Genomic DNA, 24,521 nt, shown 5'->3' with positions numbered 1-24,521 from the left:
AATGTATCAGTTTATCGAATATTTTGCTCAATTATAGCACCACCGAGGCATTGGTTTTTATCATAGAACACAATATATTGCCCGGGAGTAACTGCCCGCTGAGGATCTGCAAACATCACACAATGCTGCTTATTATTCAGTGGTGAAATGATGCAGGCTTGCTCTGTTTGCCTGTATCGGGTTTTAGCAAAGCAGGTGATTGGCAATTGATCTTTATAATCCGCAAGCCAGTGAATTTCACTGCACATCAACCCTTGCGAATAAAGCATTGGATGGCTCTGTCCCTGGGCAATAACTAAAGTATTATTCGCCAGATCCTTATCAACTACATACCAGGGCTCGTCACCTGAGTTAGCAAGCCCCCCAATGCCCAGGCCTTGCCTTTGCCCCAGTGTATAGAACATTAAACCATCATGTTGTCCTATCATATCACCTTTTGTAGTTTTTATTGGACCTGGTTTGGCCAGAATAAACTCATTCAGAAAGTTTTTAAATTTCTTTTCGCCAATAAAACAAATTCCTGTGGAATCCTTTTTATCATGGGTAATCAATCCCAGTTCTTTGGCCATTTCTCTGATTTCCGCCTTGTGGTAGTCACCTATTGGAAATAAAGTTTTAGCAAGAGCAGAAGGTTCTACTGCATGTAAAAAGTAAGTTTGGTCTTTCTCACGATCCTTGGCTTTCAGCAATGCAGGGAATGGGCTTTCATGTTTGATTTTAGCATAATGACCGGTTGCAATAAAATCAGCCCCCATACCTAAGGCATAATCCAGAAAAGCTTTAAATTTGATTTCTTTATTACAAAGTACATCTGGATTCGGTGTTCTTCCGGATTCATATTCATTTAAAAAATGAGTAAAAACTCTATTCCAGTATTCACCTGAAAAATTAACACAGTGCAGAGGGATATTCAGCTTGCTTGCGACTGCTTCTGCGTCTGCCAAATCTACTGCTGCAGGACAATAATTGTCTTGGTCGTCCTGCTCCCAATTCTTCATGAACAAGCCTTCGACCTGATAGCCTTGTTCCTTGAGTAACCAGGCAGCCACTGAGGAATCGACACCTCCGGACATACCCACAATCACCTTTGCTTTCATAATTCTACAAATGTTTAAAATATATCTATTTTAAGCCAAGTGGCTTCATACTAAAACCCTATTATGAAAAAATAGGAGTTAAACTGAGAAAACTCACTGGAATTGACCTTGCCTATAATCATGAAGGTCAATGAGATAGCCCCTGACTGTTAGATGCAGTCAGATTAAGTTCACTCACAACATTGTCAATAATAAATGAACATTTGTTTATTCTATTTAGAAGTTCATCCGCAATTACTCCCTGACTGACAAGTCCTGGGTCTTCCTTAATCTTCTGGATAGCTAATTGAATATCTTCCGGGCTGTTTGCACGGTCTAGTTCTTGAAGCAGCTCTTTTGCGACGTCTACTTTTCTAGCTGTTAATGCTTGATTTCTGAAAAATTTAGTCCTGAAAGATGGGCTAAACTCGCCGTCGAGATTTAAAGTGCCCCGAGAATTGATATATCGTTCAAGCTCAGCTTTACAGCTCTCTTTTAACTGATTCATTGTAACAGGTTTTTCATGCTGAAGAATCTGTGTAGCATTCGAAATTACCTCTTGCTTGGGTTGAGGTAATGATGGGTTTACTGATTCATCATAAGCTGCGGCCAACTTTTTAATCAGGGATTTGTCTGATTTTAAAAAATCAATATTATAGATGTCTGGACGATTCATTTTGATAAATAATAATGCTTTGGTCGTATTCACTGTATTAGAGGCAATGATTGTTGTGATAAAAGGAAAAGTGCTATAAATCTTGTCATAGCCACGCTTCCATTCAGAGTTGCTTATCATGCTCGTAGGTCTGGCCCCTTTTCGATATTGAGCAAAGAAGGCTTCTTCTTGCTGTTGCAACTGGAATGCCATTCCAATATCAACACAGGCAATATTACCCTTTTCGTCTTTCTTAAAATTTCCAGGTACATAGGCATCAAGGACAATGCGACCAGTACGATTGAAAATGTCTAACAGTGCGTCACTTATCTCCCGGTCAGAAGCATTTTTACCCTTGATAAAAGGACAAACCCATCCTGATTTGGGCGGAATACTGTCATTATCAGTATGTAAATAGGCTGGTGGTGGATAATTACTGTTTATCTCATTCCATAGTCTCGCTGATCGTTCAGGCCCGTCGGTAGGCGGTACATATCCATGCTGACCTATAGATTTCTGAACTTTAAAGACTTTAGTTCTGTCTTCATTAACGTAAGCAACATTAAATGTTCCTTCTCCCAGTTTTTCCCACATAGCTAATCCATTTATTTTATATATATATATGTATTAACTTAGCATTAATTGTTAATATTTGTACGAATGATGCAAAAATAAGTCTTTAGGAAATTTTAATAATTTACCTCAGCAATACGGGGCGGCTCTGCACTTTCAATCGTGATCATGGAGAATGGCGTTATTTCACAAGTAAAATATACTTAAAGTATCTTCCCCAATAATATCCGAACAATTATGCCTGAAATCGCCAGACTGACTAAATTTTTCTGTAAAATTGAAAATACCTATCGTGAAAGTTTATCTATCAGGCATTTAATCGAAAACGGCGAAATTATTCCAGCCGCTCATTCGGAGATTAATTTTATTATACTTGTGGTTAACAGATTGCGCCTTGATTTGAACCACAATAAGCGCCTGACGGCAGAAATTCTTGAAGAAATGTTAAAAGGCGCACATCTTAGATTTGAAGATGATGGTTTTTTTTATTCTGAAATATCTATGCAGTTTAAAGAGCGACTGCAGAAGCGCCGCTCATCTCATCAGTCTATTGTGCAGCAATATTCATTTTCGGGAGTCGTTCTCAAAGAGGTGCTATTTGGTGTTTCCGAGAATAAAGAAGGGAAGAAAGCAAGCTGGATCCAATTTGAACGGCATAATACCAGAACCATCGCTGCTTTGACCCTGCATCTTATTGATTACCTGAGATATCGATGTACAGGAAAAAATATTGGCCCCTTCGGCGTATCCGTTTATACTGATCGCGAGCCTTTGACCATAAATCCGGTGAAGATTTAACTGATTTACACTGTACGTCGGTTGCGCATATATGCGCTCCAGACGGAGTTACCTGGAATTGAGTTTTTATGATAATTAATCTGAAAAAATACCCCGAATATCATGACTATCAGCAGGCTTTAATCGAACTGACTGAGCGTCTGCCGCAGCATATCCAGCCACCTTGTGAGCTGGTCTGTCAGTTTAAGATTGAGTTTTGTCGAAATTATTATTTATTAAGTATGACCGTGAGCGGAAAGCTGACAATCATCTGCCAGCGATGTTTAAATGAATTTACCTGCGATTATTCCAATTCAACGGAACTCGCTCTATGTGCCTCTGAAACCATTGCTGAAAAACTGATGGCTGAATTTGAGACAGTGGTTTATGAGAAGGATGAGGTTGACTTGAAACAACTGGTTACTGATGAGCTATTTCTCTACAGTCCAATGCTTCATGAGCATGTCGAGGATTGCGATGCTGAAATGCAACAACACATGAACATTTAAAATAAATCGCGGAAATTTCCGAATAATGGGAAATTGAAGTATAATACGCAGCAATTTTTGCTAAATTCCAATATTAGTTGCACTAAGACTTGGATTATAGGGAAAAAATGGGTAATATTTCGCCCAACATTAGACTATTCGCCTAGGAGTAATACAATGGCTGTTCAACAGAATAAAAAATCACGCTCACGCCGTGATCAACGACGTTCACACGATGCTTTGACCGGACCTACTTTATCCGTAGATAGCACAACAGGTGAAACGCATCGCCGACATCACATCACCCCGGATGGTTATTATCGTGGCCGCAAAGTGCTTGACACCGATAATGTCTACGAAGACGAGAAAGAAGAGTAATTCGCTTGAAAAGCATAACAATTGCCGTTGATGCGATGGGAGGGGATCATGGCCTTAAGGTGGTGATTCCTGCTTGTGTTCGAGCTGTTCAGCAAAACCCGGAACTTAAGCTGATTCTGGTTGGCGATCAAACACAAGTTAACTCATTGCTAAAAAAACATACTGCGAATCCAGAGCAAATCACAGTAGTGCATGCTTCTGAAATTGTGGGTATGGATGAACTGCCGTCTCAGGCAATGCGAAATAAAAAAGATTCATCCATGCGCGTTGCGATTAATCTGGTGAAAGAAGGAAAGGCAGAGGCCTGTGTCAGTGCTGGAAATACCGGCGCATTGATGGCTACCGCGCGTTTTGTCCTGAAAACCTTACCCGGTATTGATCGTCCGGCAATAATAGCTACCTTGCCGACACAGCAGGGAAAAACCCGGGTCATTGATCTGGGTGCTAATGTGGATTCCTGTGCTGAGCATCTTTTTCAGTTTGCTGTAATGGGCTCGGCTCTAATCCAGGCTGTTGATAAAAAACGTCAACCCAAAATCGCATTGCTAAATATTGGTGTAGAAGAGATCAAGGGAAATGATCAGGTAAAACGTACCGCTCATATGCTGGCCGAATGTACACTCATGAATTATGTTGGCTATGTGGAAGGGGACCAGTTTTATTCTGGTGAAGTAGATTTGGTAGTCTGCGATGGTTTTGTTGGTAATGTAGCCTTAAAAGCAAGCGAAGGATTGGCCAAGTTAATGCTGTCTGTTCTCAGGGAATCCTTTTCACGCTCATTTTTAACCAAACTCGCGGGATTGATTGCGAAACCTGCCCTAAATCATCTTAAAACCCGTATGGATCCAGCCCGATATAATGGGGCCAGTATGCTAGGGCTAAATGGCATTGTTATTAAAAGCCACGGCGGTGCAAACGAACTGGCTTTTCAAAATGCCATTGAAGAAGCAATTTTACAAGTTAAGAACAATGTAGTGGACCTTGTGCGTGAGCAAATAACCGATTTTATCAATCAAGGCTTATTGTTATGAAAAATGCTGTAATTAATGGTACAGGCAGTTACTTACCAAAGCATCAGTTAAGCAATGTCGAACTTGAGTCCAGACTGGATACCACTCACGAGTGGATTCATTCCAGAACAGGTATCAGCAGCAGACATATTGCCAATGATGAGGAAACTGTTTTTTTTATGGCGTCAGAAGCTGCCAGGAAAGCACTGGAGTCTTCTACTATTGAAGCAGACGATATCGACGTCATTATTGTCGCAACCTGTACCCCTGATCATTTTTTTCCGAGCATGGCCTGTCATGTTCAAAAAGCACTGAATATAAAAAAACCAATTCCGGCATTTGATATCAGTGCTGCCTGCAGTGGTTTTGTCTATGCTATGGACAACGCATGGAATTTTATCCGTTCTGGAGCTGCAAAGCATATTCTTGTAATAGGTAGTGAGCGTATGTCTCACGCAGTAAATTGGGAAGACCGTTCTACCAGTATTCTTTTCGGCGATGGCGCAGGCGCTGTTGTCTTGTCTGCAGACTCCGAAAGAGATGGAATTATTGCCAGTAAACTGCATTCCTCTTTTGATGCGGATGCTTTACTCACTTATGAAAATTTTACGACTCAAGGCCAGCGCTCCTATATTGGCATGCGCGGAAACGAGGTGTTTAAAATTGCAGTTAACATCATGGGTGACATTGTTGATGAAATTCTTGAAGCCAGCCAGCTGAAGAAATCAGACATAAACTGGTTAGTTCCACATCAGGCCAATATTCGGATTATTAAGGGAATCGCCAGAAAACTGGACTTACCGATGTCTCAGGTCATTGTTACTATAGAGAATCAAGGTAACACGTCTGCTGCCTCTATTCCCCTGGCTCTTGATTTTGCAATCAAAAATGGCTCCATTAAACGTGATGAGTTATTACTTCTTGAATCCTTTGGTGCCGGTATGACCTGGGGTGCCCTGGTCATTCGTTACTAATCCATTCTGGAGATTTATTTTATGGCAAATCTGGCATTTGTATTCCCCGGACAGGGATCTCAATCAGTAGGTATGCTGGCTGAGCTTGCTGAAGCCTACCCTGTTATTCATAAAACATTCAATCAGGTATCTGACGCATTAGGTTATGACCTATGGCATTTGGTTCAGAATGGTCCGGAAACCCGTCTTAATCAAACTGAATACACGCAGGTCGCAATGCTGACAGCGGATGTTGCTGTTTTCAGAGCATTAAAACAACAGGATTTACCACGTCCAAGATTTATGGCAGGGCATAGTCTCGGTGAGTATGCCGCTTTGGTTTGCGCTAATGCGCTAACTCTTCAAACAGCAGCAAAACTGGTTGAAAAGCGCGGTCAGTTAATGCAACAAACAGTACCAATGGGTTTGGGCGCTATGGCTGCTATTGTTGGCTTAACTGACGAGCAGGTTGTGGAGCTATGTGAACAATCAAGTGACTCACAGTTTAAAGTGAGCCCTGCCAATTACAATGCGATAGGTCAGGTGGTTATTGCGGGTCATAGCGCTGCCGTAGAAAATGCTATTAGAAATGCGGAAGAAGCCGGCGCCAGGCTTGCAAAGCTTATTCCTGTTAGTGTCCCCTGTCATTGCGATTTATTAAAAGACGCCGCAAGCGCGTTTGAGAGTGATTTGAATGCTGCTGATTTCAGGCTGCCGGATTTTGCTGTGGTCAGTAATGTGAATCTTGCTGTTTATCAATCTATCCAGCAAATGAGAACGCTCTTGAAAGAGCAGTTATACCGTCCTGTTCGTTGGGTAGAGACTATACAATTATTCAGAGCCAATGGAGTGGAGCATATCATCGAATGCGGACCAGGCAGAGTATTGTCTGGCCTGGTCAAGCGAATTGACCGTTCATTATCTGCCGCTTGTGTTCATGACAATGATTCGATGGAAGCGGTTTTGTCGCAATGGGAAATGAGCGAAAGTTATTAATTCGGAGCTTGGAATGATAAATCTTCAGGGTAAAATTGCATTGGTTACCGGTGCGACACGTGGTATTGGCATGGCCATTTCAAAAACATTAGCCAGGCAAGGGGCTTATGTTATAGGTACCGCAACGACTGAAAGCGGCAGCCAGACTATTTCCGACTACTTCAAACAGGAAGGCCTTTCTGGCGAGGGTGCCGCTTTGGACGTTACCAATAAGGACGCCATTGAGCATTTAATGTCGCAGCTTTCTGATCAGGAAAAACTGCCTGGAATTCTGGTGAATAACGCCGGGATCACTTGCGATAATCTGTTACTTCGCATGGACGATGAGGAGTGGCTTAAAGTTATCGAAACGAATTTAACTGCTGTATTTCGCATGAGCAAGGCTTGTATCAAGCCGATGTTTCGGGCGCGTTGGGGTCGTATTATCACTATAGGCTCAGTGGTAGGGGCCAGCGGCAACTCAGGACAGACTAATTACACTGCTGCCAAAGCAGGAATTGTTGGATTCAGTAAATCACTTGCTCAGGAGATGGCAAGCCGGGGTATCACAGTAAATGTGGTGGCCCCTGGTTTTATTGATACCGATATGACCAGCATCCTGCCAGATATGGTTAAAGATGAAATGCTGAAAAGAATACCCATGAAACGTCTGGGTTCTGTTGATGATATTGCTCAAACAGTCGCTTTTCTGGCCTCTGATTGCGCCAAATATATCACTGGAGAGACTATTCACGTGAATGGTGGAATGTACATGGATTAATTTCTTGCGTTCTTGCAAGAATTGAATAAACTACCTTCATAAATTTTTTTAACAAAGAGGAAACACTAGTTATGAGTACAGTTGAAGAGCGGGTTCGTAAAATTGTTGTCGAACAATTAGGCGTTAAAGAAGAAGAGTTGAAAAACAATGCTTCTTTCGTTGATGATCTGGGTGCTGATTCATTAGACACTGTTGAACTCGTTATGGCTTTGGAAGAGGAATTTGAGACTGAGATTCCTGATGAGAAAGCAGAGAAAATTACTACTATTCAGGAAGCCATTGATTATATTGAATCAAACCTGAATAAAGAAGAAGCCTGATAATTGAGGAGTATTCATTGAGTAAGCGGCGTGTTGTAGTCACTGGGATGGGTATGGTTACCCCTGTTGGACTTAATGTCGAGGAAACCTGGCAAAATATATTGGCTGGTAAAAGCGGTGTTGGACTGGTTGAAGGTTTTGATACTGCTGAATACTCCACCAAAATATGGGCAAAGGTTAAGAATTTTAACATTGAGGATTACGTGCCGCTGAAAGATGCCCGCAAAATGGATGTATTTACCCAATACGGAATTGCGGCTGCTGATGAGGCTCTGGCTGATTCTGGATTAGTGATTGATGAGACGCTAAGCCTTCGTACCGGTGTGGCTGTAGGTGCAGGAATTGGTGGTATTGAGACAATCACTAATAATCAGGATAAGCTGGTAACCGGTGGGCCAAGAAAAGTATCCCCTTTCTTTATTCCCGCAGGCATCATTAACATGGTTGCCGGACAGATTTCAATTCGCCATAGCCTTAAAGGCCCTAATATTTCAGTCGTAACAGCCTGTACTACTGGAACGCATAATATTGGTCTGGCAGGGCGAATGATTGCTTATGGCGATGCAGATGTAATGATCTGCGGTGGTGCTGAAATGACTACGACACCGCTTTGCCTGGCTGGTTTTTCTGCTGTTCGCTCCTTATCAAAAAGAAATGAAGAGCCAGAAAAAGCCTCACGCCCCTGGGATAAGGACCGTGACGGTTTTGTTATGGGTGAAGGCGCAGGCATTCTCATTCTCGAAGAATACGAACACGCAAAAGCTCGCGGTGCAAAAATTTATGCCGAACTTGCTGGCTTTGGCATGTCTGGCGATGCCTATCATATTACAGCGCCTGATGAAGATGCGGATGGAGCCTCTCGAGCAATGGAAGCGGCTATTCATGATGCAGGGATTGAGCCTGAGCTTGTTGATTACATCAATGCACATGGAACTTCGACCTATCTCAATGATATGAATGAAACCAAGGCTGTTAAACGAGTATTTGGTACTCATGCCTATGATCTGGCTATTAGCTCTACAAAATCGATGACTGGTCATCTGTTGGGAGCAGCTGGAGCAGTTGAAGCGATATTTAGCGTGCTCGCAATTAAGGATCAAATCGTACCGCCCACTATTAACCTGGATAACCCGGATGAGGGTTGCGATTTGAATTATGTTCCACATGTGCCGCAAAAGAGAAAAGTTGATTACGTGTTAAGCAATTCTCTTGGGTTCGGCGGGACTAATGGTTCCTTACTATTCAAGCGTGTATAAATGTTTGGCCGGGTAATCAAGCTATTCGCCGTTCTGTTTTTGGTATGTAGTTTGATTTTTCTCGGCTATAAAGCTTATTTTATTCACAACGATTTACATTCAGCCATGATTGATAATGGCAAACCCTTCATTATTGAAATCAAACCTAACTCCACTGCCAGTGCCATTGTACATCAACTAAAGACCCAAGGTTTTATTGAGTCCGAGCAAACCCTGCTGAATTATATTAAATGGAAAAAGATTGCCGCTCAGTTTAAGGCAGGAGTCTATGAAATCGAACCCGGCGATTCAGCGCTTGATTTCCTTGAGAAGATAATTCAAGGGAAGGTATTGATTGAATCCCTGGCAATTATCGAAGGAACAACACTTGCTCAGGTTGAAAAGCAGTTTACACAAACTCCTTATCTGTACTTCAGCCCGGATGATTTTAAGCTAATTATTGGTAATCATGAAACAGCGGAAGGCTTATTGCTGGCAGATACCTATCGTTACAATGCCGGGAGTGATGCAAAAAAAATAATTCAACTTGCAAACAAAAATCTCCTTAAGGTACTTAATGAGGCATGGCAGCAGCGGGCTGCAGATCTCCCTTATAAAGAACCGTATGACCTCCTTATAGTAGCCTCGATTTTGGAGAAGGAAGCCTCTATTGCAGAAGAGCGCGGGATCATATCAGGAGTTATTGTCAACCGTTTAAAGAAGCATATGCCGCTGCAGATGGATCCTACAGTTATTTATGCAATGGGTTCTGATTTTAAAGGAAAATTAACCCATGCGGACCTCGCCATAAACTCTGCTTATAACACCTATCGTAACAAGGGATTGCCGCCGACACCGATTGCAATGGTTGGAAAAAATGCTATCTTCGCTGCGGCCCAGCCCGAGAAAACCAATTATTTATATTATGTGGCTAAAGGTGATGGCTCGCATTACTTTTCCACTAATTATGATGAACAACGCCGCGCTATCTTTCGCTATCTGATTAAGGGGCATGAATGACGTCAAAAGGCAAATTTATTGTCGTTGAAGGGATGGAGGGCGCAGGTAAATCAACTGTCATTCATACCATTAAAGAGTTTCTGACAAAAAGAATTGATTCAGTCATTCTTACCCGCGAGCCAGGCGGAACGCGTATTGGAGAAAAAATCCGCGAAATCATAAAGGAAAATTATCCTGGTGAGACTCTTGCAGCGCGAAGCGAATTATTACTAATGTATGCAGCCAGAGTCCAATTGCTGGAAGAGCTTATACATCCAACCCTGAAAAAGGGCGGCTGGGTGGTTGCCGATCGATTTGAGTTATCCAGTTTTGCTTATCAGGGCGGGGGGCGTGGACTCAATATGGAGTTTCTTAATCAGCTGTCCTCTTTTTGCCTTGATAATATTCAGGCTGATTTGACTTTTTTTCTTGATATTTCACCCGAGAATGGGCTGGCCCGAACCAGGGGAAGGGGAGAGGCTGATCGTATAGAGCGTGAATCTATGGACTTCTTTAACCGGGTTTATCAAGCTTATCATCATAAAATCAGCACGATGGAAAAGGTCGTTATTATTGATGCGGAACTGTCCCTAAATGAAGTTCAGGAGCAGGTTATCTCCAGTCTGGAAGCATTTTTTAATTGATAGTTTGGGAGCTGTGGTGAATTTGTCTGAACCGGCGCATTTAATACGCGCTCATTACCAACACTGGCAGCATTTTGTTGAGATGGCACGAAAAGGCAAGCTCAGTCATTCTTTGATGCTGGTAGGAGCCGCGCATTTGTCGCTGGAGCTGTTTTCACTGCAAATAGCTCGAAGTATTTTATGTTCCTCTCTGCATTCAGATATTGAGCACTGCCAATCCTGCACTCTGGCAAACAGTAAAGAGCATCCCGATCTTCAGCTGATTATGCCTGAAAAAGCGGGGGCAGGGATTAAGATTGAGCAAATCCGGGACTTACAGTCCAGTGTTTATACCAGCCCTCAATTAGGGTATACGCGTGTAGTTATAGTCTATGCTGCAGAGAAAATGAATCAATTTGCAGCCAATGCTTTATTAAAAATCCTCGAAGAGCCGCCTGCCAATGTCTATTTCATCTTATTGGCCGAGCAGATGGGTACGCTGCTCCCGACCATCATCAGCCGATGCCAATTATGGCGATTTACAGACAGGTTTGAATCTGAAGGTCATTTAAGCCTGGCTTCTTGTTATAATCCGGAGAGCGAACGCGGAAAACTTGCCGCCGATTTGCCGAAAATTATTGAGGACTTGCTGAAGTTAAGTAATAACCAATACTCAGCCTGTGAGCTTGCCGCAAAATGGGCGGTTTATCCTTTAGTAGAATTAACCTGGATCCTGTATTTAATATGCTCAGAAATGATCGAGGCTAAACTGCTGAAACAGCTTCCAGGCCATGTTAACTCTCAAGCTCTTGGCCAACTCGCCTCAGGCTTTCACTTGTTTTCATTATTCATGGTTTTGGATAAAATAAATGCTATTACCAGGAATTTGAACCATAATATGAATGTGAACCCGCTGCTGGCGTTGGAAAATCTATTAATTATGACAAAACAGGGATGCAAAAATGAGCGAGGAAGTTCCAGTAATTAACTGTGCTTATCCTTCCGAAAGTGCATTATATATGGCTTATATGCCATTTTTAAAAAATGGCGGCCTGTTTGTAAGAACCTTACAGTCTTATGCTATAGACACCAAAGTCGTGTTATTGGTTAACTTGCCTAATGAGACACAAACCTATCGTGTAACGGCACGGGTAGTCTGGATCACTCCCCGAGGTTCACAAGGCAGCAAACCGCCGGGCCTGGGGCTTCAATTTATTGATCCTGACGCCCGTAATTTTGCGAATAAAATAGAAACTCACCTTGCTGGCATGCTAAAATCATCTCAAATGACTGATACGATGTAATGTTATGCTGATTGACTCCCACTGCCATTTAAACTTTATCGATTTAACCGAATTTGACAATAATCTGGATAACGTCATCCAGCAAGCAGAGGATAATGATGTCCAGCACTTTCTCTGTGTCTGCGTCGATTTGTCTGATTATGATACTTTGTGCGCTATCTCCAGGCGATATAATCAGGTGAGTATTTCCGTTGGCCTGCATCCCAATAGCCTGATTGAGAAGGAGCCTGATGCCCCATTGCTAATACAAATGGCAAGCCATCCCGCCTGTATTGCCATCGGGGAAACCGGACTTGACTATTATCGAACCGAGACTGAAGATGGGCTTGATTTACAACGCTCCCGGTTTCGCGAGCATATTCGGGCAGCGATTCAGTCAAATAAACCTCTGATTATTCATACCCGTCAGGCAGCCGAGGATACACTTCGAGTGATGAAAGAAGAAAATGCGGACGCCATTGGCGGGGTAATGCATTGCTTTTCAGAAACCTGGGATATCGCCAAACAGGCTCTCGATATGAACTTTTATATTTCAATGTCTGGAATTGTCAGCTTTAAGAATGCAGCCGTTTTGCACGATGTTGCTCGAAAAGTGCCATTGGATCGTTTATTAATTGAAACTGATTCCCCGTATCTTGCGCCTGTTCCCTTCAGAGGAAAACAAAACCACCCCGCGCTGGTTAAATATGTAGCTCAGGCAGTTGCCGATTTAAGACAGATGGATTATGCAGAGGTTGCTAACATTACTACTGAGAACTTTAAACGCTGTTTCAAATTAATCTAAAAACAATATCCCTGGCCCCACTGCCCTTAAGTTAAGGAAATTTTGTCTTTCCCGCGAAGGCGGGAATCCATTCCTCAATTGGCATTATAGCGAGCTTAGAGATGGATCCCCGCCTTCGCGGGCTGAGGAATCCCCTCATTTTTTCATTCAAAAAGTACGTATCTTATCAGGTCAAAATGACTTAAAAGTGTCGTTTCCGCGTAGGCGGAAATCCATCTTGCAAACAAAGTTAGGAATTACCTTGAGAAATAGATTCCCGCCTACGCGGGAACGACACGATAATAGACCTGTTTGAGTAATTGTTAAGCCATCCGCTGACTATATAAAAAATGAGGGCATTCCTCAGCGGGGAGGACAGCTTATATACAACTGAGCATAACTTAATGGCAGTGACCCCTGGCCCAAGGCACTTATTTAAGATATTTACCCAGGTCCTCGGCCGAGGGACTTAGGGGTTAAAGCATTAAACATTACTCAGGTCATGCTGTGGCTGTTTTGAGTAGATAATTCTTCATCATTAGTACTGTCTGCCTCAGGACTACTATTTTCTTCGCGTATCTCCCGGGCCCTGCTTTTATAATGCTGGGTGGTAGCAATTAAAGGCTTCATCGCTTCGTCTTGCTCAGCAATTTTACTCTGCTCTGATTTTGCCGAAGTAAATCCGCTTTTTATCCAATTCCATAGCCTGCTTAAAAGCTCTGTAAAGCTGGGCAGCCGACTAACATACTGTTTCGTTTCTTCTTCGTTTTGAGGGTAATGTATGTCCTCTGAGGAGGTGTAATCATTATCTGCATCATGAGCTGCCAGGGGTTTTTCAGCTAAAGCCATCAGAATATTGAGACATCGCTTGTCATCTGCATTTCTGGCGATCTGTAGTACATCTTCTGACTTGATTAAAGCAGCCAGATTCAGGTTGGGTACTGATTGATTTAAGTAATTAACAACCGCTTTGACGCACTCAGGGTTTCGAGACGCAGCGGCACCTTTTAGCAGAAAAAGCTGATAAACTTTTCCATGTTGCTCATTCTGTACATGTTTATCAAGCGTGTCGCGTACGAAATCATCGGCAAGGAGTTTTTCAAAAGCCTCGAGTCGGCCTGCCTGCAGAGCTATTTTACTGGCAGCCAGATATGCAACACTGGGATCGCCATCGGCATCATTTAAAAAATTTCGATATTGCTCGTCTAGCAATATCGTCATCGCTTCCAGTTTATTGTCACGAGCAGCCATTTTCAGAGCCATACGTGAATCGCTTGCTCCATTTCTGAACCAGGCCTCTATTAAGTCCTTATCGTCCTGAATGGCAGCCATCGTCAATTGGTTAAAATGAACATTATCGCCAACGTCGGCAGAAGCATTAGCACGCTCAGGATTATTTTTAATAATATTCTTGATAATAAAGTTTTCTTTATCGGGAAAGCTATCAGGGGCAATGGTTGATTCAGGATGTGCCATCACATTAATAGTCAGAGGGATTGTTTCCAGAGGGCCTTGTTCTGTTGCAAACGCTTCTCGGGATAAAAAGTTAGCTAACTTGCTTGCAGCATTTACTTTGTCGCCATCTTTAAACACACGAATCTTGTTATTATTCGGATCATAGACTTCGAAATTTCCCTCTTTATTGACAGATACAGCGATTGCATGTGTTGGGGTTCTAACTGTCCAGGCAGTATCAGGAACTCTCATTCTGTTAAAGATATTTCTCCAGTCACCGCGCTCAGCGACCAGCCCGATATTATAAACGCGCTGTAGCTTCATTGGCACGTTGACAGTCGTGACATCTCCGTCAGGACCGGGTGCAGGCTGGGCAACTGGCACTTTCAGATTGAGTACCGCATCCTCCTGGCTTAGTTTTTTATTGAACTCCTGGGGCAGATAGGCATTTAATACTTCCTGTATAAACTTGTTTATCTCGCTGTCGCTAACAGTCTGATTTTGGATAGATTCAGGATCTGTCTTTTGAGCTAATAACTCCCCCTTACGATTTATAGCATCTAAAATTTTTGCAAACTGGCTGGATTTTCCTTCGAGAGCATATTGGACATAAACCGCCGCCAAGCCATTACATATCCCATTATCATTGGCACTAAGCTTAATATCTCCCTCCTGAAGAATTAAATTAATCATGGGAATAACATAAGCTTGTTCCATTCCTTTGACGCTGGTGAATCCAAAATCAGGTAAAGGGGATTTGTTAGACATGTTAAAACTCGTATAACTGATTACTGCTTACAATAATTTTAGAACATTTAGCTTAAGGTTATCTTAGGGATAAGGACTATCAATATCTGTACCTAATATCGCATGATGGTGTTCATTTAATCCATACTTTAAATATAATCCGGAAAAAAGGAGTTTTCATGGGGATTGATGCCGCTGCAGTGATTAGCTTAAAACCTGAGGGACTTTATTGTATTCCTGGCGATTTTTATATCGATCCGCTTGTCTCAGTAAAAAAAGCTTTAATCACTCATGCGCACTCCGATCATGCCCGTATGGACCATGAGGAGGTCTTGGCTACTTTTGAAACAATTGAGCTCATGCAAATCCGTTATGGTGAAAATTGCAATACCCGTTTTCAAGGGCTTACTTACCATTCCAGGATTGATATTAACGGCGTGACTGTTTATTTTCTGCCGGCAGGACATATTTTGGGAAGTGCTCAGGTTGTTGTCGTATTTAAAGGATATCGTCTGATTATTTCTGGTGATTATAAGCGCTCCAGTGACCCAACTTGTGCCGCTTTTGAAGCGGAGCCTGCAAATCTCCTGATTACAGAGGCGACCTTTGGATTACCTGTTTTTAAGCATCCGCCTGTTGAGTCAGAGTTAAACCGTTTATTGGAATCGATGAAAAACCATTCTGGCACCTGTCATATCGTTGCCGCCTATGCTTTGGGGAAAGCCCAGCGCGTTATTAGAAGTTTGAGGATTTCAGGTTTTGATGAACCGATTTATATTCATGGCGCCTTATCAGCATTCTGTGAGTTTTATCAGCAAAAAGGGATAGATCTGGGTGATTTAAGATCTGCCAGTCATCTTAGTCCACAAACTGCAGCCGGGAAACTGGTTATCTGTCCGCCGAGCGCATTACAGGATCGCTGGAACAGGCGATTCGGAGATATTCGCTTAGGCTATGCCTCAGGCTGGATGCGGATTCGAGCGCGTGCCAAACAGAAAGGTATTGATCTGCCTTTGGTCATTTCTGATCATGCGGACTGGCATGAACTGACCCAAACCATTGAAGAAATTAATCCCGAATTGCTATGGGTCACACATGGAAGCGAAGAAGCCCTTGTTTATTATGCTCGGCAAAAGGGATGCCAGGCGCAAGCCCTGCATTTGCTAGGATACGAAGAAAATATGGAGTGAATATGCATCAATTTTCGAGCTTACTGAATGATTTGTATTTCACATACAGTAATCTGGCTAAAACTGAACTGCTAAAAAATTATTTTTCGACAGCTCCCGATCCGGAAAGGGGTTATGGTCTGGCCATACTTGCTGGCACACTAGAGTTTCCAACGTTCAAATGGAGTATGATAAAAGAGTTAATGAAGGAATATGTCGATCCGGTATTATTTTCCTTATCTTATGATTACGTTGGCGATTTGTCTGACACTATCGCATTACTCTGGCCAAACCAGCAAATTTCAAAGCCGCTTCCTGCATTGAGTGAAATTATTGATACCTTTAATCATTTATCTGAAGAAAGAATTGCATCCTATCTTCGTGAGCTTTTAAACAGGGCGACGACTGATGAGCGATGGGCTTTATTGAAAACAGGCACTGGAAGTTTGCGCGTAGGTGTTTCTGCCCGGTTTATAAAAAAAGCGCTTGCCGAGTACGGGCAGGTTGATGTGAAAGATATTGAGCATCTATGGCATGCTGTTAAGCCGCCATATAAGGAGTTGTTTGCCTGGCTTGAAGGACACACTGGCTATCCACAAATTGCAGAGAATATCCATTATCATCCGGTGATGCTTTCGCATCCTTTGAATGAAAAAGATTTGGATAGCCTCGATCTCGAGCAATACGCTATAGAAAGAAAGTTTGACGGCATTCGAGTTCAGTTGATTTCAACCGACTCAGGCAAGCGATTGTTTACTCGAACAGGAGAGGATATTAGTCATTCATTCCCGGATATTCTTGCCGAAATACAGGGGAAAGTAGTACTTGATGGAGAGCTGGTTGTCCAAAGTCAGGAAACGGTTGGTAGCTTTAATGAACTGCAGCAGCGTTTGAATCGGAAAAATCCTGGTAAAGACCTGATTAACAAATACCCTGCCGCCATTATTTTTTACGATATGCTTTCTATTAACGGCAAGGATATTCGTTCGCTGACTTTTATGGAGAGAAGAGTCAGTCTTGAATCCTGGTATAAAGAAAATCCAAATTCCAGCTGGCTATTATCCGAACTTCTCGATTTGAATAAGCAGGATATTTTTGTAATCAGAGATCAGATACTTGCCGAAAAACACGTGGCTGTTGAAGGGCTTATGTTAAAACGTAAAAGCAGCCCCTATATTGCAGGCCGTCCAAAAGGCCATTGGTTTAAATGGAAACGAGATCCAATGCTGGTGGATGCTGTATTAATGTATGCTCAGCGCGGACAAGGGAAACGTTCATCGTTTTATTCCGACTATACGTTTGGTTTATGGGAAAATAGCGAGATAGTTCCTATCGGAAAGGCTTATTTTGGATTTACCGACAAGGAGCTTTATGAGCTGGATAAATGGATAAGACATCATACCATTAACCGGTTTGGTCCTGTGCGCGAAGTAGAGAAGCAACTGGTGTTTGAAGTGGCTTTTGATGAGGTACGTGAATCGAAGCGCCATAAATCAGGTCTGGCGCTTCGTTTTCCAAGAATACATCGTATACGCTGGGATAAACCGGCAAAGGAAGCTGACACCCTGGCGGTTTTGCGCGGGTTTTTAAAATATACGGGCCAAAAGCCAAATCAGAACTAATACGCTAAGCGGTACTCCTAACAGCCAGGCAATAATATATTTCCACATAATGCTCTCCTGTAGTTTATTCCGTTAAACATCAAGCTAACTATAAGTATAGTTCGTTTATTCCTTGCAAAAGAGGCTGGCAACAAGACCAATAAATGCGCAAGCTAACAGACTGACTGAAAAAAGTGAGGGATATTGCATAAGAAAAATGCCAACCAGACCTCCCAATGCTGAAGACATACACATGCGGAAGGTGTTGACAAAGCCAAGGACGGTAGCGGCTTGCTCAGTATAATCAGCGAGAATCAAAGAGACAGTCGGCGGGTTGGAAATACTTAATCCAAAACTGAGCAAGAGGACAGGAGCCAGGGAGGTCAGTGTAATTCCATAGCATATATATAAGATTATGAGTAATGTCGCGCCAACAACCATTAACAGGTTACCAAAACGAATATTCCATACGAGAGATTTATACTCTCTTAGCCAGATTCCGAAATAATTCCCCACAATAATAGTTAACCCATTGCAGGCGAATATAAGGGCAAAGGCTTGTGGCGAGTAACTTAAACTATCGATAACCAGATAAGCGGCATTTACCACAATTATCATCAGGCAGGTGTAGGAAAATGTAACCATGATGGTTCCTATCCATAATTTTCTATGCCATAAAATTTCCCGGTAATATTTAAAGTAGTGCCAGATTGTCTTGGCTGATCTCTGCCAATAGCGAGACTCTTTTAAAAAAGGAATTGAGGCCCAAAATAAAACAATAGCCAGCAAGGCCATAAATACAAAATTGGCCCTCCAGCCAAAATTGACAAAAATGAGTGAGCCTATCAATGGGGCAAAAATAGGGGAGGCCGTAACGATCATCGAAAGATGGGAGAGTAAGCGGGCTCGGTCAATATTATCCTCCACATCACGCGCCGTGGAGAAGGCGATTATATTGGAGCTGCAGGCTGCAAATCCCTGAATGATTCTTGCAATAATCAATATTTCAATACTGGTGGCGAAAGTGCAAATCAAGGTGGCAAAAAGAAAAACGTAAAGGCTTGAAAAAAGGGCTTTGCGACGCCCGAAATAATCAATGACTGGACCCCAAAAGAGTTGAGCTACCCCAAAAGAAAAGAAAAAAAGACTGAGGGTTAATTGCCCGAGAGCATGGGTAGTCTCAAAATAACTGGTTATTGCGGGCAAAGCTGGCTGAAAAGAATCAAAGGTTACGAGACAAAAGGAAGAAAGAAAACCAAGATAAACCAGCTTATTCTCGTTCACAGGTGACTGATTCCTTTTCAATTATTTCCTAGGATGCTGACAGTATATTAGCATAGCATGCGTTTGAAATTCATATTAAAATAGCTGATTCTATTTATGCCTGCTGAGAATCTGATGAAATTTTACCTGGGTCTTATGTCTGGTACCAGTATGGATGGCATTGACGCCGCCCTGATTGATGAAAATAATTATTTTATCGACGGTTTAACCCGACCCTATGATCATCAGGTCAGAGACAGTATTCTTTCGGTTTCTCAAGGTGAGAGAAAAACGATCGCCGAATTTAACCAGTTGCATACGCTCATTGGTCGAGAATTCGCCGCGGCTGCCCAGGAGCTTATTCTAAGGCATGAGGATAAGAAACCCTTGATTCAGGCCATTGGCAGTCACGGCCAGACACTATGTCATGATGCCGGTGCTCAAATCCCATATACTGTTCAGTTAGGTTGCGGCCATACTATTGCCGAGGCTACCGGAATTACGGTGGTTGCCGATTTTCGCACAAGGGATTTAATTGTTGGTGGAGAGGGAGCACCCTTTGCTCCTGCCTATCATCAGGAAATTTTCAGACATCTTGGAACCCCTTTAGCTATTGTGAATATCGGAGGGATCAGCAATATCACCTGTTTACACAATGAAACAGCGATTTCAGGCTTTGATTTGGGGCCAGGTAATTGCCTTATGGATCAGTGGATAAGCCAGCATCTTGGTAAAAGTTATGACAAAAATGGAGAATGGGCTGCTCAGGGAACAATAATCCAGGAGCTCGTCGAGCAATTATTAAATGATCCCTATTTCAAACGGCCAGCACCTAAAAGTATCGGCAAGGAATATTTCTCCCTGGACTGGCTAAGCCGCTATCTGAAAGCGGATTACCCTCCTGAGGATGTGCAGGCGAGTCTATTATTTCTGACTGCTAAAACAATAGCCATGGGCATTCAGCAAATATTTCCGGAACCGGTTACTGTATTGATTTGCGGCGGAGGTGCCCATAACAACGAGTTGCTGCAGTCGCTGCAGGCCCTTTTGAGTGCCTGTACCGTAAAATCGAGCAATGATTTCAATATTCATGCTGATTATATCGAAGCCATGATGTTTGCCTGGTTTGCAGCTAAAACGATGAACCACATTCCTTTCAATTTAAAATCGATTACGGGCGCAAAATATCCTGCGATTCTTGGAGCAATTTATCCTGCGGGGATTGACAAAAGAAATCCGAATGGGTGTAATGTGCCTTTTGATTTGACACTCGGGACATTGGTGTGACAGCGCATTATCCGCATTATCAACAGGCCAATAAAGCCAGTGCCTATATCATTTTTTTATTATCAGCCAGCTTTTATCTGTATGAGTTTGTGTTACAGGTCGCGCCTAGCGTTATGGCTGATCCTATGATGAATACTTTTCAGGTTGGTGCTGCTGGCTTTGGCATTGTTTCCGCCTTTTATTTTTATGCCTATGCGCCAATGCAATTGCCTGCTGGATTGCTTTTTGATCGTTACGGACCTCGAAAACTAATGACCTACGCACTGATTCTCTGTGCTGTGGGCTCTTTTTTCTTTGCCGCAACCGATAGTTTGCTGACCGCCGCCCTGGGTCGTTTTCTAATTGGTATCGGCTCTGCCTTTTCATTCATCGGCGTTCTGGTATTGCTTTCCAGATGGTTTCCACCTCAGCAGTTCGCTATTCTGGCAGGTGTTGCCCAGTTAATGAGCTCTGTTGGAGCGATGTTTGGCGAAGTGCCGCTAGCTGCTTTAATTGAAGCAGTGGGTTGGCGCGCATCCAGTTTTATTCTTTCTTTTATCGGGCTCATTTTGGCGGCTCTGATCTGGTTTGTGATCAGAGATTATCCACATCAGCAAACGCAATCCCCCTCCAAACGCCAGTTTAAAGAAGAATGGAGGCGTTTACTTCAGGTTTGTGGGCGTGGCTATACCTGGGTAACTGGTTTATATGCCTGCGCTATCTGGACACCAATCGCAGTTTTTGCCGCGCTTTGGGGAGTGCCTTATTTACAACAGAAATTTCAGGTCTCAGTGCTTACTGCGTCTGGCCTGTGCAGCATGATTTGGTTAGGTATTGGTATTGGAAGCCCTTTGCTCGGTTGGGTTAGTGACCGGATTCACAGCCGCAAAATTGCCTTGGGCATCAGTTCACTTTGCGGTTTGGTAGCTACGATTTTTCTGCTCTATGTTCCGCAGGTTGACATCCAGATGATGTATTTTATCTTATTTCTTTTAGGCATTGGAGCCGGCGGTCAGACGGTTAGTTTTGCAGTGGTTAAAGATAATAATCCTCCTGAGTTAGTGGGTACTGCTTCCGGCTTTAATAACTTATCAGTTCTTATTGGCGGGGCGGTATTCCAGCCCTTAGTCGGCGTATTTCTTCATCAGAGCACAGAATGGGTGAATACTCGCGGCGTACATGTGTATACTGTGGCGAGTTATAATAAAGCCTTGTTAGTCATGCCGGTTTGCTTCTTAATTAGTTTGCTGGCCGTCTTAATAATGCGTGAATCGCATCCGCAAAAATGGCATCGATAAAGTCTCACGACACTGTCGTCTTTGCGAACGAAGTGAAGCAATCCAGATCGAATCTTGAATAAAGTCAGGAGGTGGATTGCTTCGCTGACGCTCGCAAAGACTGTATTTGGACCCTGTCTTTAAATAAATCTCAAATCCTTAACATTTATTTAAGCCTGATACATTAAACTAATACTATAACCAAATAGATAGTTGTAATGACAATGCCAGCGAAGACAAAAGAAGAAAGAACTCTTACTGTTGCGATACAGTATATTGATTTGATCCTGAAAACTCTCGAAGATCCTGATCTCCTGACCAAGGCTTTGAACGGTACCGAGGGTCTTCGACTTCAGGAGGGTAATCGTAAGATCCAATTAGAAAGTCTCGATCTTAATCCTTTTTTTACGGAGAAGGGAACATTAAAAGACAAGTATGTATTAAACCGTATTGATGAGTTCCTGCAAAAAATTCCTTTATCTCCACAAATTACAGATCGTGATCGATTCCAGATTTACGGTTTAACCTTTACCTTGCCTGCGTTTATGCATGAACAGCTTCTACCCGATTGGAGAAGTCTTGGACTAACTACAGAGAGCACGGAAATCCAGGAATGGAATGCTCTGTTTGAGCTCTATAGAACTGAGGCGCCGAAGGCAGTTTACGAAGCTTTACAAGCTGTGAAGTCATTAGATGATTTCAAAAACCAATTGGTGACTGTCAAAGCGCAACTTGAACAACAACTTAACTCAATAATCTCTATTGCAGAAACTAAAAACCCGCAATTGCTGCTTAATCGTGAAAACCTAAAAATAAAAGAAGAAATCATTCCGGGTAATAAGCTGCAAATTGTGAAGGATTCTGAACGTGATCTGACCTTTAATGGCCAGACTTTTGTGCTAAATAATACCACCGCTATTTCTGATCTAGTTAAAGTGCTAGAGATTTCAGAAGCACAAGCATTAGTTTTAGTCCAGGCTCAATCCCAACATATTGCTTATGGAGTGGATTATTCTATTGTTCACTTGAAAGCCCCTCTAGACGAACGAGGAATCGGTGTGTGGTGGAATAAAGACAGCGGTAATTGGAATATTGAAAAAAAAGATGATGAATTCACACAAACTTATACTCGCCGCGGTATCCAGTTTCGCGATTTTTATGGAGTATTACTTCACGAGATTGATGCAGAATTAACGATTCGTTACAACTTCAATTCTGAAACAGGTTTATGGGATCGAAATGATGCGGTTCATTTCAGCGGCAGTGATTCAGCTAAAGAGTTCATGACTCAATTAATGAATGCAGAACACTTTGATATCAATGGACGCCCTGAGTTAAAACCACTTGTTCCTTATCAGTTTCCTAAAATTAATAAGCTATTGGATTTCTATTTATATGATCGGGAGAATTTCGCTCAACGTTTAAATCGCCATCTTCCTGAACATTCTGAAGCCATTGTCGCGTTTTTAAGAAATTTAGAGGAGAAATTGGCAACTAAATCCCTGTCACTCACTGATTTTGTAAATAACAATGAACCTAAAGCTCTTCACGAATTTTTCAAAGCGAATCCTGAGATTAAAGAGCTATTAGGAGAAGGGGAGTTTGTTGTAAGTCAATTGCAGGAAAAAGAAGCTCTGTTAATGCCTGCGCCTAAGGTTGACATCATTGTCTGGAAATATGAAGCACTAAGAGACATTCCCTATGCCAGTGAAACGAGATTTAATAAATATTTACCTCATATTGGCAAGACTTTACCAGCAAAAGAGGTGCTCGATGCACTAAATACCCATGCTGCCGATTTAGATAAACCGGAAAATGCCTGGAAACTGGATAAAATGATAGCGCTCTGGAAACTGGCGTATCCTGATCAGATGAATTTACCCGATGAAGACATCAGATTCATTATTCTAAACCATAATCAATTTAGCTCCATTGCAAACAGAAGCCCTGAGGTTTTTGATCAGCTGATGACGCATTTGATTATGTTTAAAGACGCTCAAAGCAAAGAAGTGCCTTCTCAATTATCCTACAAGGTGTTAATTACTCAATTATCAAGCATGGTAGATGCTTTGCCCGCTGATTTAGCCAGAGATTTTATTGAGCTCTATAAAGAAAATATACTCAAAGACAATATTCTTATGCAGGAAGCGCTAGTTGCTGCAAATATTCCACCCAGTAATCCTTTATCAGAACTGGCAAAAGAGTATGATGTATTTGTGAGTCACTCAGTTAGTACAGTCCATCAGTTTGAGAAGGAAGAGGCCAATCAAAAATTATTTTTTGACGCGCTTATTAAATTAAGAGGACGCGCAGAATCGTCTGAAGTTAATAGTAAAGATCGAATGATTATCAGAGAGATGGCCGATAAACTGACGATTCATGGAATGAATTACTTCTCCGGACAGGCTCATGACAAAAAAGACCTTCAGGCATTTAGAAAAACCGCGGTAACAATGATTGAAACTGCCGAAGATCAATTGTCCTCAAAAAGTAAAAACTGGTTTGGGCGTCAATTCCAGAAACTATTATCCTGGATAGGCCAATATTTTCCATCGCTTAAACCAAAAGAAACCAAAGCGGAGCAAACAGTTAGCAGCGTCAAGGATTCAATGAAATTTTTAAGTTTCAAAGAACAGATAAAAGAGACAAAAGGGGATGATTCTAAACGGGATGATTCCTCGCCTGCTAATGTAATGTGATCCCGAAGCAATCCGAAACAAGTGTTCTGGATTGCTCACTTTGTTCGTTAAGCCGTGATAATCATTGCTGTTCTGTTTTCTAAATATAAAATACTTTTCGTTTTCACACGAAACCAGATATAGTTTGTGACCTT

23 protein-coding genes are annotated in these 24,521 nt (G+C 42.3%); 19 read left to right on the top strand and 4 right to left on the bottom strand.

Annotated features, from left to right (window positions below):
- Positions 1-11: 11 nt before the first annotated feature.
- Positions 12-1,097 (bottom strand): tRNA 2-thiouridine(34) synthase MnmA, encoded by a 1,086-nt coding sequence (gene mnmA / locus B1207_RS08620; protein WP_112219587.1) that lies wholly within the window; start codon positions 1,095-1,097, stop codon positions 12-14.
- A 127-nt stretch (positions 1,098-1,224) separates the two neighbouring features.
- Positions 1,225-2,325, bottom strand: coding sequence for a hypothetical protein (locus B1207_RS08615; protein WP_112219586.1), 1,101 nt, complete (start codon positions 2,323-2,325; stop codon positions 1,225-1,227).
- Between the two features lie 216 nt (positions 2,326-2,541).
- Here B1207_RS08615 and B1207_RS08610 point away from each other — a divergent pair, with 216 nt between their 5' ends.
- From B1207_RS08610 to B1207_RS08545, 14 genes are all read left to right on the top strand, one after another.
- The gene (locus B1207_RS08610) at positions 2,542-3,102 is read left to right on the top strand and encodes a hypothetical protein (RefSeq protein ID WP_112219585.1); all 561 of its coding nucleotides are present in this window, start codon (positions 2,542-2,544) and stop codon (positions 3,100-3,102) included.
- Positions 3,103-3,170: 68 nt separating this feature from the next.
- Positions 3,171-3,590, top strand: coding sequence for a YceD family protein (locus B1207_RS08605; protein ID WP_112219584.1), 420 nt, complete (start codon positions 3,171-3,173; stop codon positions 3,588-3,590).
- A gap of 156 nt (positions 3,591-3,746) precedes the next feature.
- Positions 3,747-3,947: a 50S ribosomal protein L32 gene (rpmF, locus tag B1207_RS08600; RefSeq protein ID WP_058506476.1), complete on the top strand. Its 201-nt coding sequence runs from the start codon at positions 3,747-3,749 to the stop codon at positions 3,945-3,947.
- A 5-nt stretch (positions 3,948-3,952) separates the two neighbouring features.
- Complete coding sequence (gene plsX / locus B1207_RS08595; RefSeq protein ID WP_112219583.1) at positions 3,953-4,978, top strand: phosphate acyltransferase PlsX; 1,026 nt, start codon at positions 3,953-3,955, stop codon at positions 4,976-4,978.
- Positions 4,975-5,931 (top strand): beta-ketoacyl-ACP synthase III, encoded by a 957-nt coding sequence (locus B1207_RS08590; protein WP_112219582.1) that lies wholly within the window; start codon positions 4,975-4,977, stop codon positions 5,929-5,931. The genes plsX and B1207_RS08590 overlap by 4 nt, the downstream gene beginning before the upstream one ends.
- A 21-nt stretch (positions 5,932-5,952) precedes the next feature.
- Positions 5,953-6,906 (top strand): ACP S-malonyltransferase, encoded by a 954-nt coding sequence (gene fabD, locus B1207_RS08585; RefSeq protein ID WP_112219581.1) that lies wholly within the window; start codon positions 5,953-5,955, stop codon positions 6,904-6,906.
- A gap of 13 nt (positions 6,907-6,919) precedes the next feature.
- Entirely contained in the window at positions 6,920-7,666 is a 747-nt protein-coding gene (gene fabG, locus B1207_RS08580) for a 3-oxoacyl-ACP reductase FabG (RefSeq protein ID WP_112219580.1), read from the top strand.
- A gap of 71 nt (positions 7,667-7,737) precedes the next feature.
- Positions 7,738-7,986, top strand: coding sequence for an acyl carrier protein (acpP, locus tag B1207_RS08575; RefSeq protein ID WP_058506471.1), 249 nt, complete (start codon positions 7,738-7,740; stop codon positions 7,984-7,986).
- Positions 7,987-8,003: 17 nt separating this feature from the next.
- On the top strand, positions 8,004-9,242 hold the full coding sequence (gene fabF, locus B1207_RS08570) for a beta-ketoacyl-ACP synthase II (protein ID WP_112219579.1): 1,239 nt from the start codon (positions 8,004-8,006) through the stop codon (positions 9,240-9,242).
- On the top strand, positions 9,243-10,241 hold the full coding sequence (gene mltG, locus B1207_RS08565) for an endolytic transglycosylase MltG (protein WP_112219578.1): 999 nt from the start codon (positions 9,243-9,245) through the stop codon (positions 10,239-10,241).
- Positions 10,238-10,864, top strand: a complete 627-nt coding sequence (gene tmk, locus B1207_RS08560) for a dTMP kinase (RefSeq protein WP_112219577.1) — start codon at positions 10,238-10,240, stop codon at positions 10,862-10,864. Before mltG ends, tmk begins: the two co-directional genes overlap by 4 nt.
- Positions 10,865-10,880: 16 nt before the next feature.
- Complete coding sequence (locus B1207_RS08555; protein WP_172458224.1) at positions 10,881-11,831, top strand: hypothetical protein; 951 nt, start codon at positions 10,881-10,883, stop codon at positions 11,829-11,831.
- Positions 11,806-12,147: a PilZ domain-containing protein gene (locus B1207_RS08550; RefSeq protein WP_112219575.1), complete on the top strand. Its 342-nt coding sequence runs from the start codon at positions 11,806-11,808 to the stop codon at positions 12,145-12,147. The genes B1207_RS08555 and B1207_RS08550 overlap by 26 nt, the downstream gene beginning before the upstream one ends.
- Before the next feature lie 4 nt (positions 12,148-12,151).
- Positions 12,152-12,931 (top strand): TatD family hydrolase, encoded by a 780-nt coding sequence (locus B1207_RS08545; protein WP_112219574.1) that lies wholly within the window; start codon positions 12,152-12,154, stop codon positions 12,929-12,931.
- Between the two features lie 474 nt (positions 12,932-13,405).
- Here B1207_RS08545 and B1207_RS08540 read toward each other — a convergent pair whose 3' ends face one another.
- A complete protein-coding gene (locus B1207_RS08540; protein ID WP_112219573.1) occupies positions 13,406-15,133 on the bottom strand; it encodes a hypothetical protein in 1,728 nt (575 codons plus the stop codon).
- A gap of 158 nt (positions 15,134-15,291) precedes the next feature.
- On the opposite strand from B1207_RS08540, the gene B1207_RS08535 reads away from it, so the two are divergent.
- On the top strand, positions 15,292-16,302 hold the full coding sequence (locus tag B1207_RS08535) for a ligase-associated DNA damage response exonuclease (RefSeq protein ID WP_112219572.1): 1,011 nt from the start codon (positions 15,292-15,294) through the stop codon (positions 16,300-16,302).
- Positions 16,303-16,304: 2 nt separating this feature from the next.
- Positions 16,305-17,903 carry a cisplatin damage response ATP-dependent DNA ligase gene (locus tag B1207_RS08530; protein ID WP_112219571.1) on the top strand — a complete coding sequence of 533 codons (1,599 nt, stop codon included), beginning with the start codon at positions 16,305-16,307 and terminating at the stop codon, positions 17,901-17,903.
- Positions 17,904-18,008: 105 nt separating this feature from the next.
- Here B1207_RS08530 and B1207_RS08525 read toward each other — a convergent pair whose 3' ends face one another.
- Positions 18,009-19,166 carry an MFS transporter gene (locus B1207_RS08525; RefSeq protein WP_112219570.1) on the bottom strand — a complete coding sequence of 386 codons (1,158 nt, stop codon included), beginning with the start codon at positions 19,164-19,166 and terminating at the stop codon, positions 18,009-18,011.
- Between the two features lie 114 nt (positions 19,167-19,280).
- On the opposite strand from B1207_RS08525, the gene B1207_RS08520 reads away from it, so the two are divergent.
- The 3 genes from B1207_RS08520 to B1207_RS08510 all read left to right on the top strand — a co-directional run bounded on the left by B1207_RS08520 (position 19,281) and on the right by B1207_RS08510 (position 24,387).
- On the top strand, positions 19,281-20,432 hold the full coding sequence (locus B1207_RS08520) for an anhydro-N-acetylmuramic acid kinase (protein WP_112219787.1): 1,152 nt from the start codon (positions 19,281-19,283) through the stop codon (positions 20,430-20,432).
- Positions 20,429-21,709, top strand: coding sequence for an MFS transporter (locus B1207_RS08515; RefSeq protein WP_253255816.1), 1,281 nt, complete (start codon positions 20,429-20,431; stop codon positions 21,707-21,709). The genes B1207_RS08520 and B1207_RS08515 overlap by 4 nt, the downstream gene beginning before the upstream one ends.
- Before the next feature lie 203 nt (positions 21,710-21,912).
- A complete protein-coding gene (locus tag B1207_RS08510) occupies positions 21,913-24,387 on the top strand; it encodes a hypothetical protein (protein WP_146740052.1) in 2,475 nt (824 codons plus the stop codon).
- Positions 24,388-24,521: the final 134 nt, after the last annotated feature.

Origin of the sequence: Legionella quinlivanii (genome assembly GCF_003265995.1) — a bacterium.
Taxonomy (GTDB): domain Bacteria; phylum Pseudomonadota; class Gammaproteobacteria; order Legionellales; family Legionellaceae; genus Legionella_C; species Legionella_C quinlivanii_A.
Note: the sequence above shows the minus strand (reverse complement) of the source record. Positions and strands in the feature narration are given on the sequence as shown.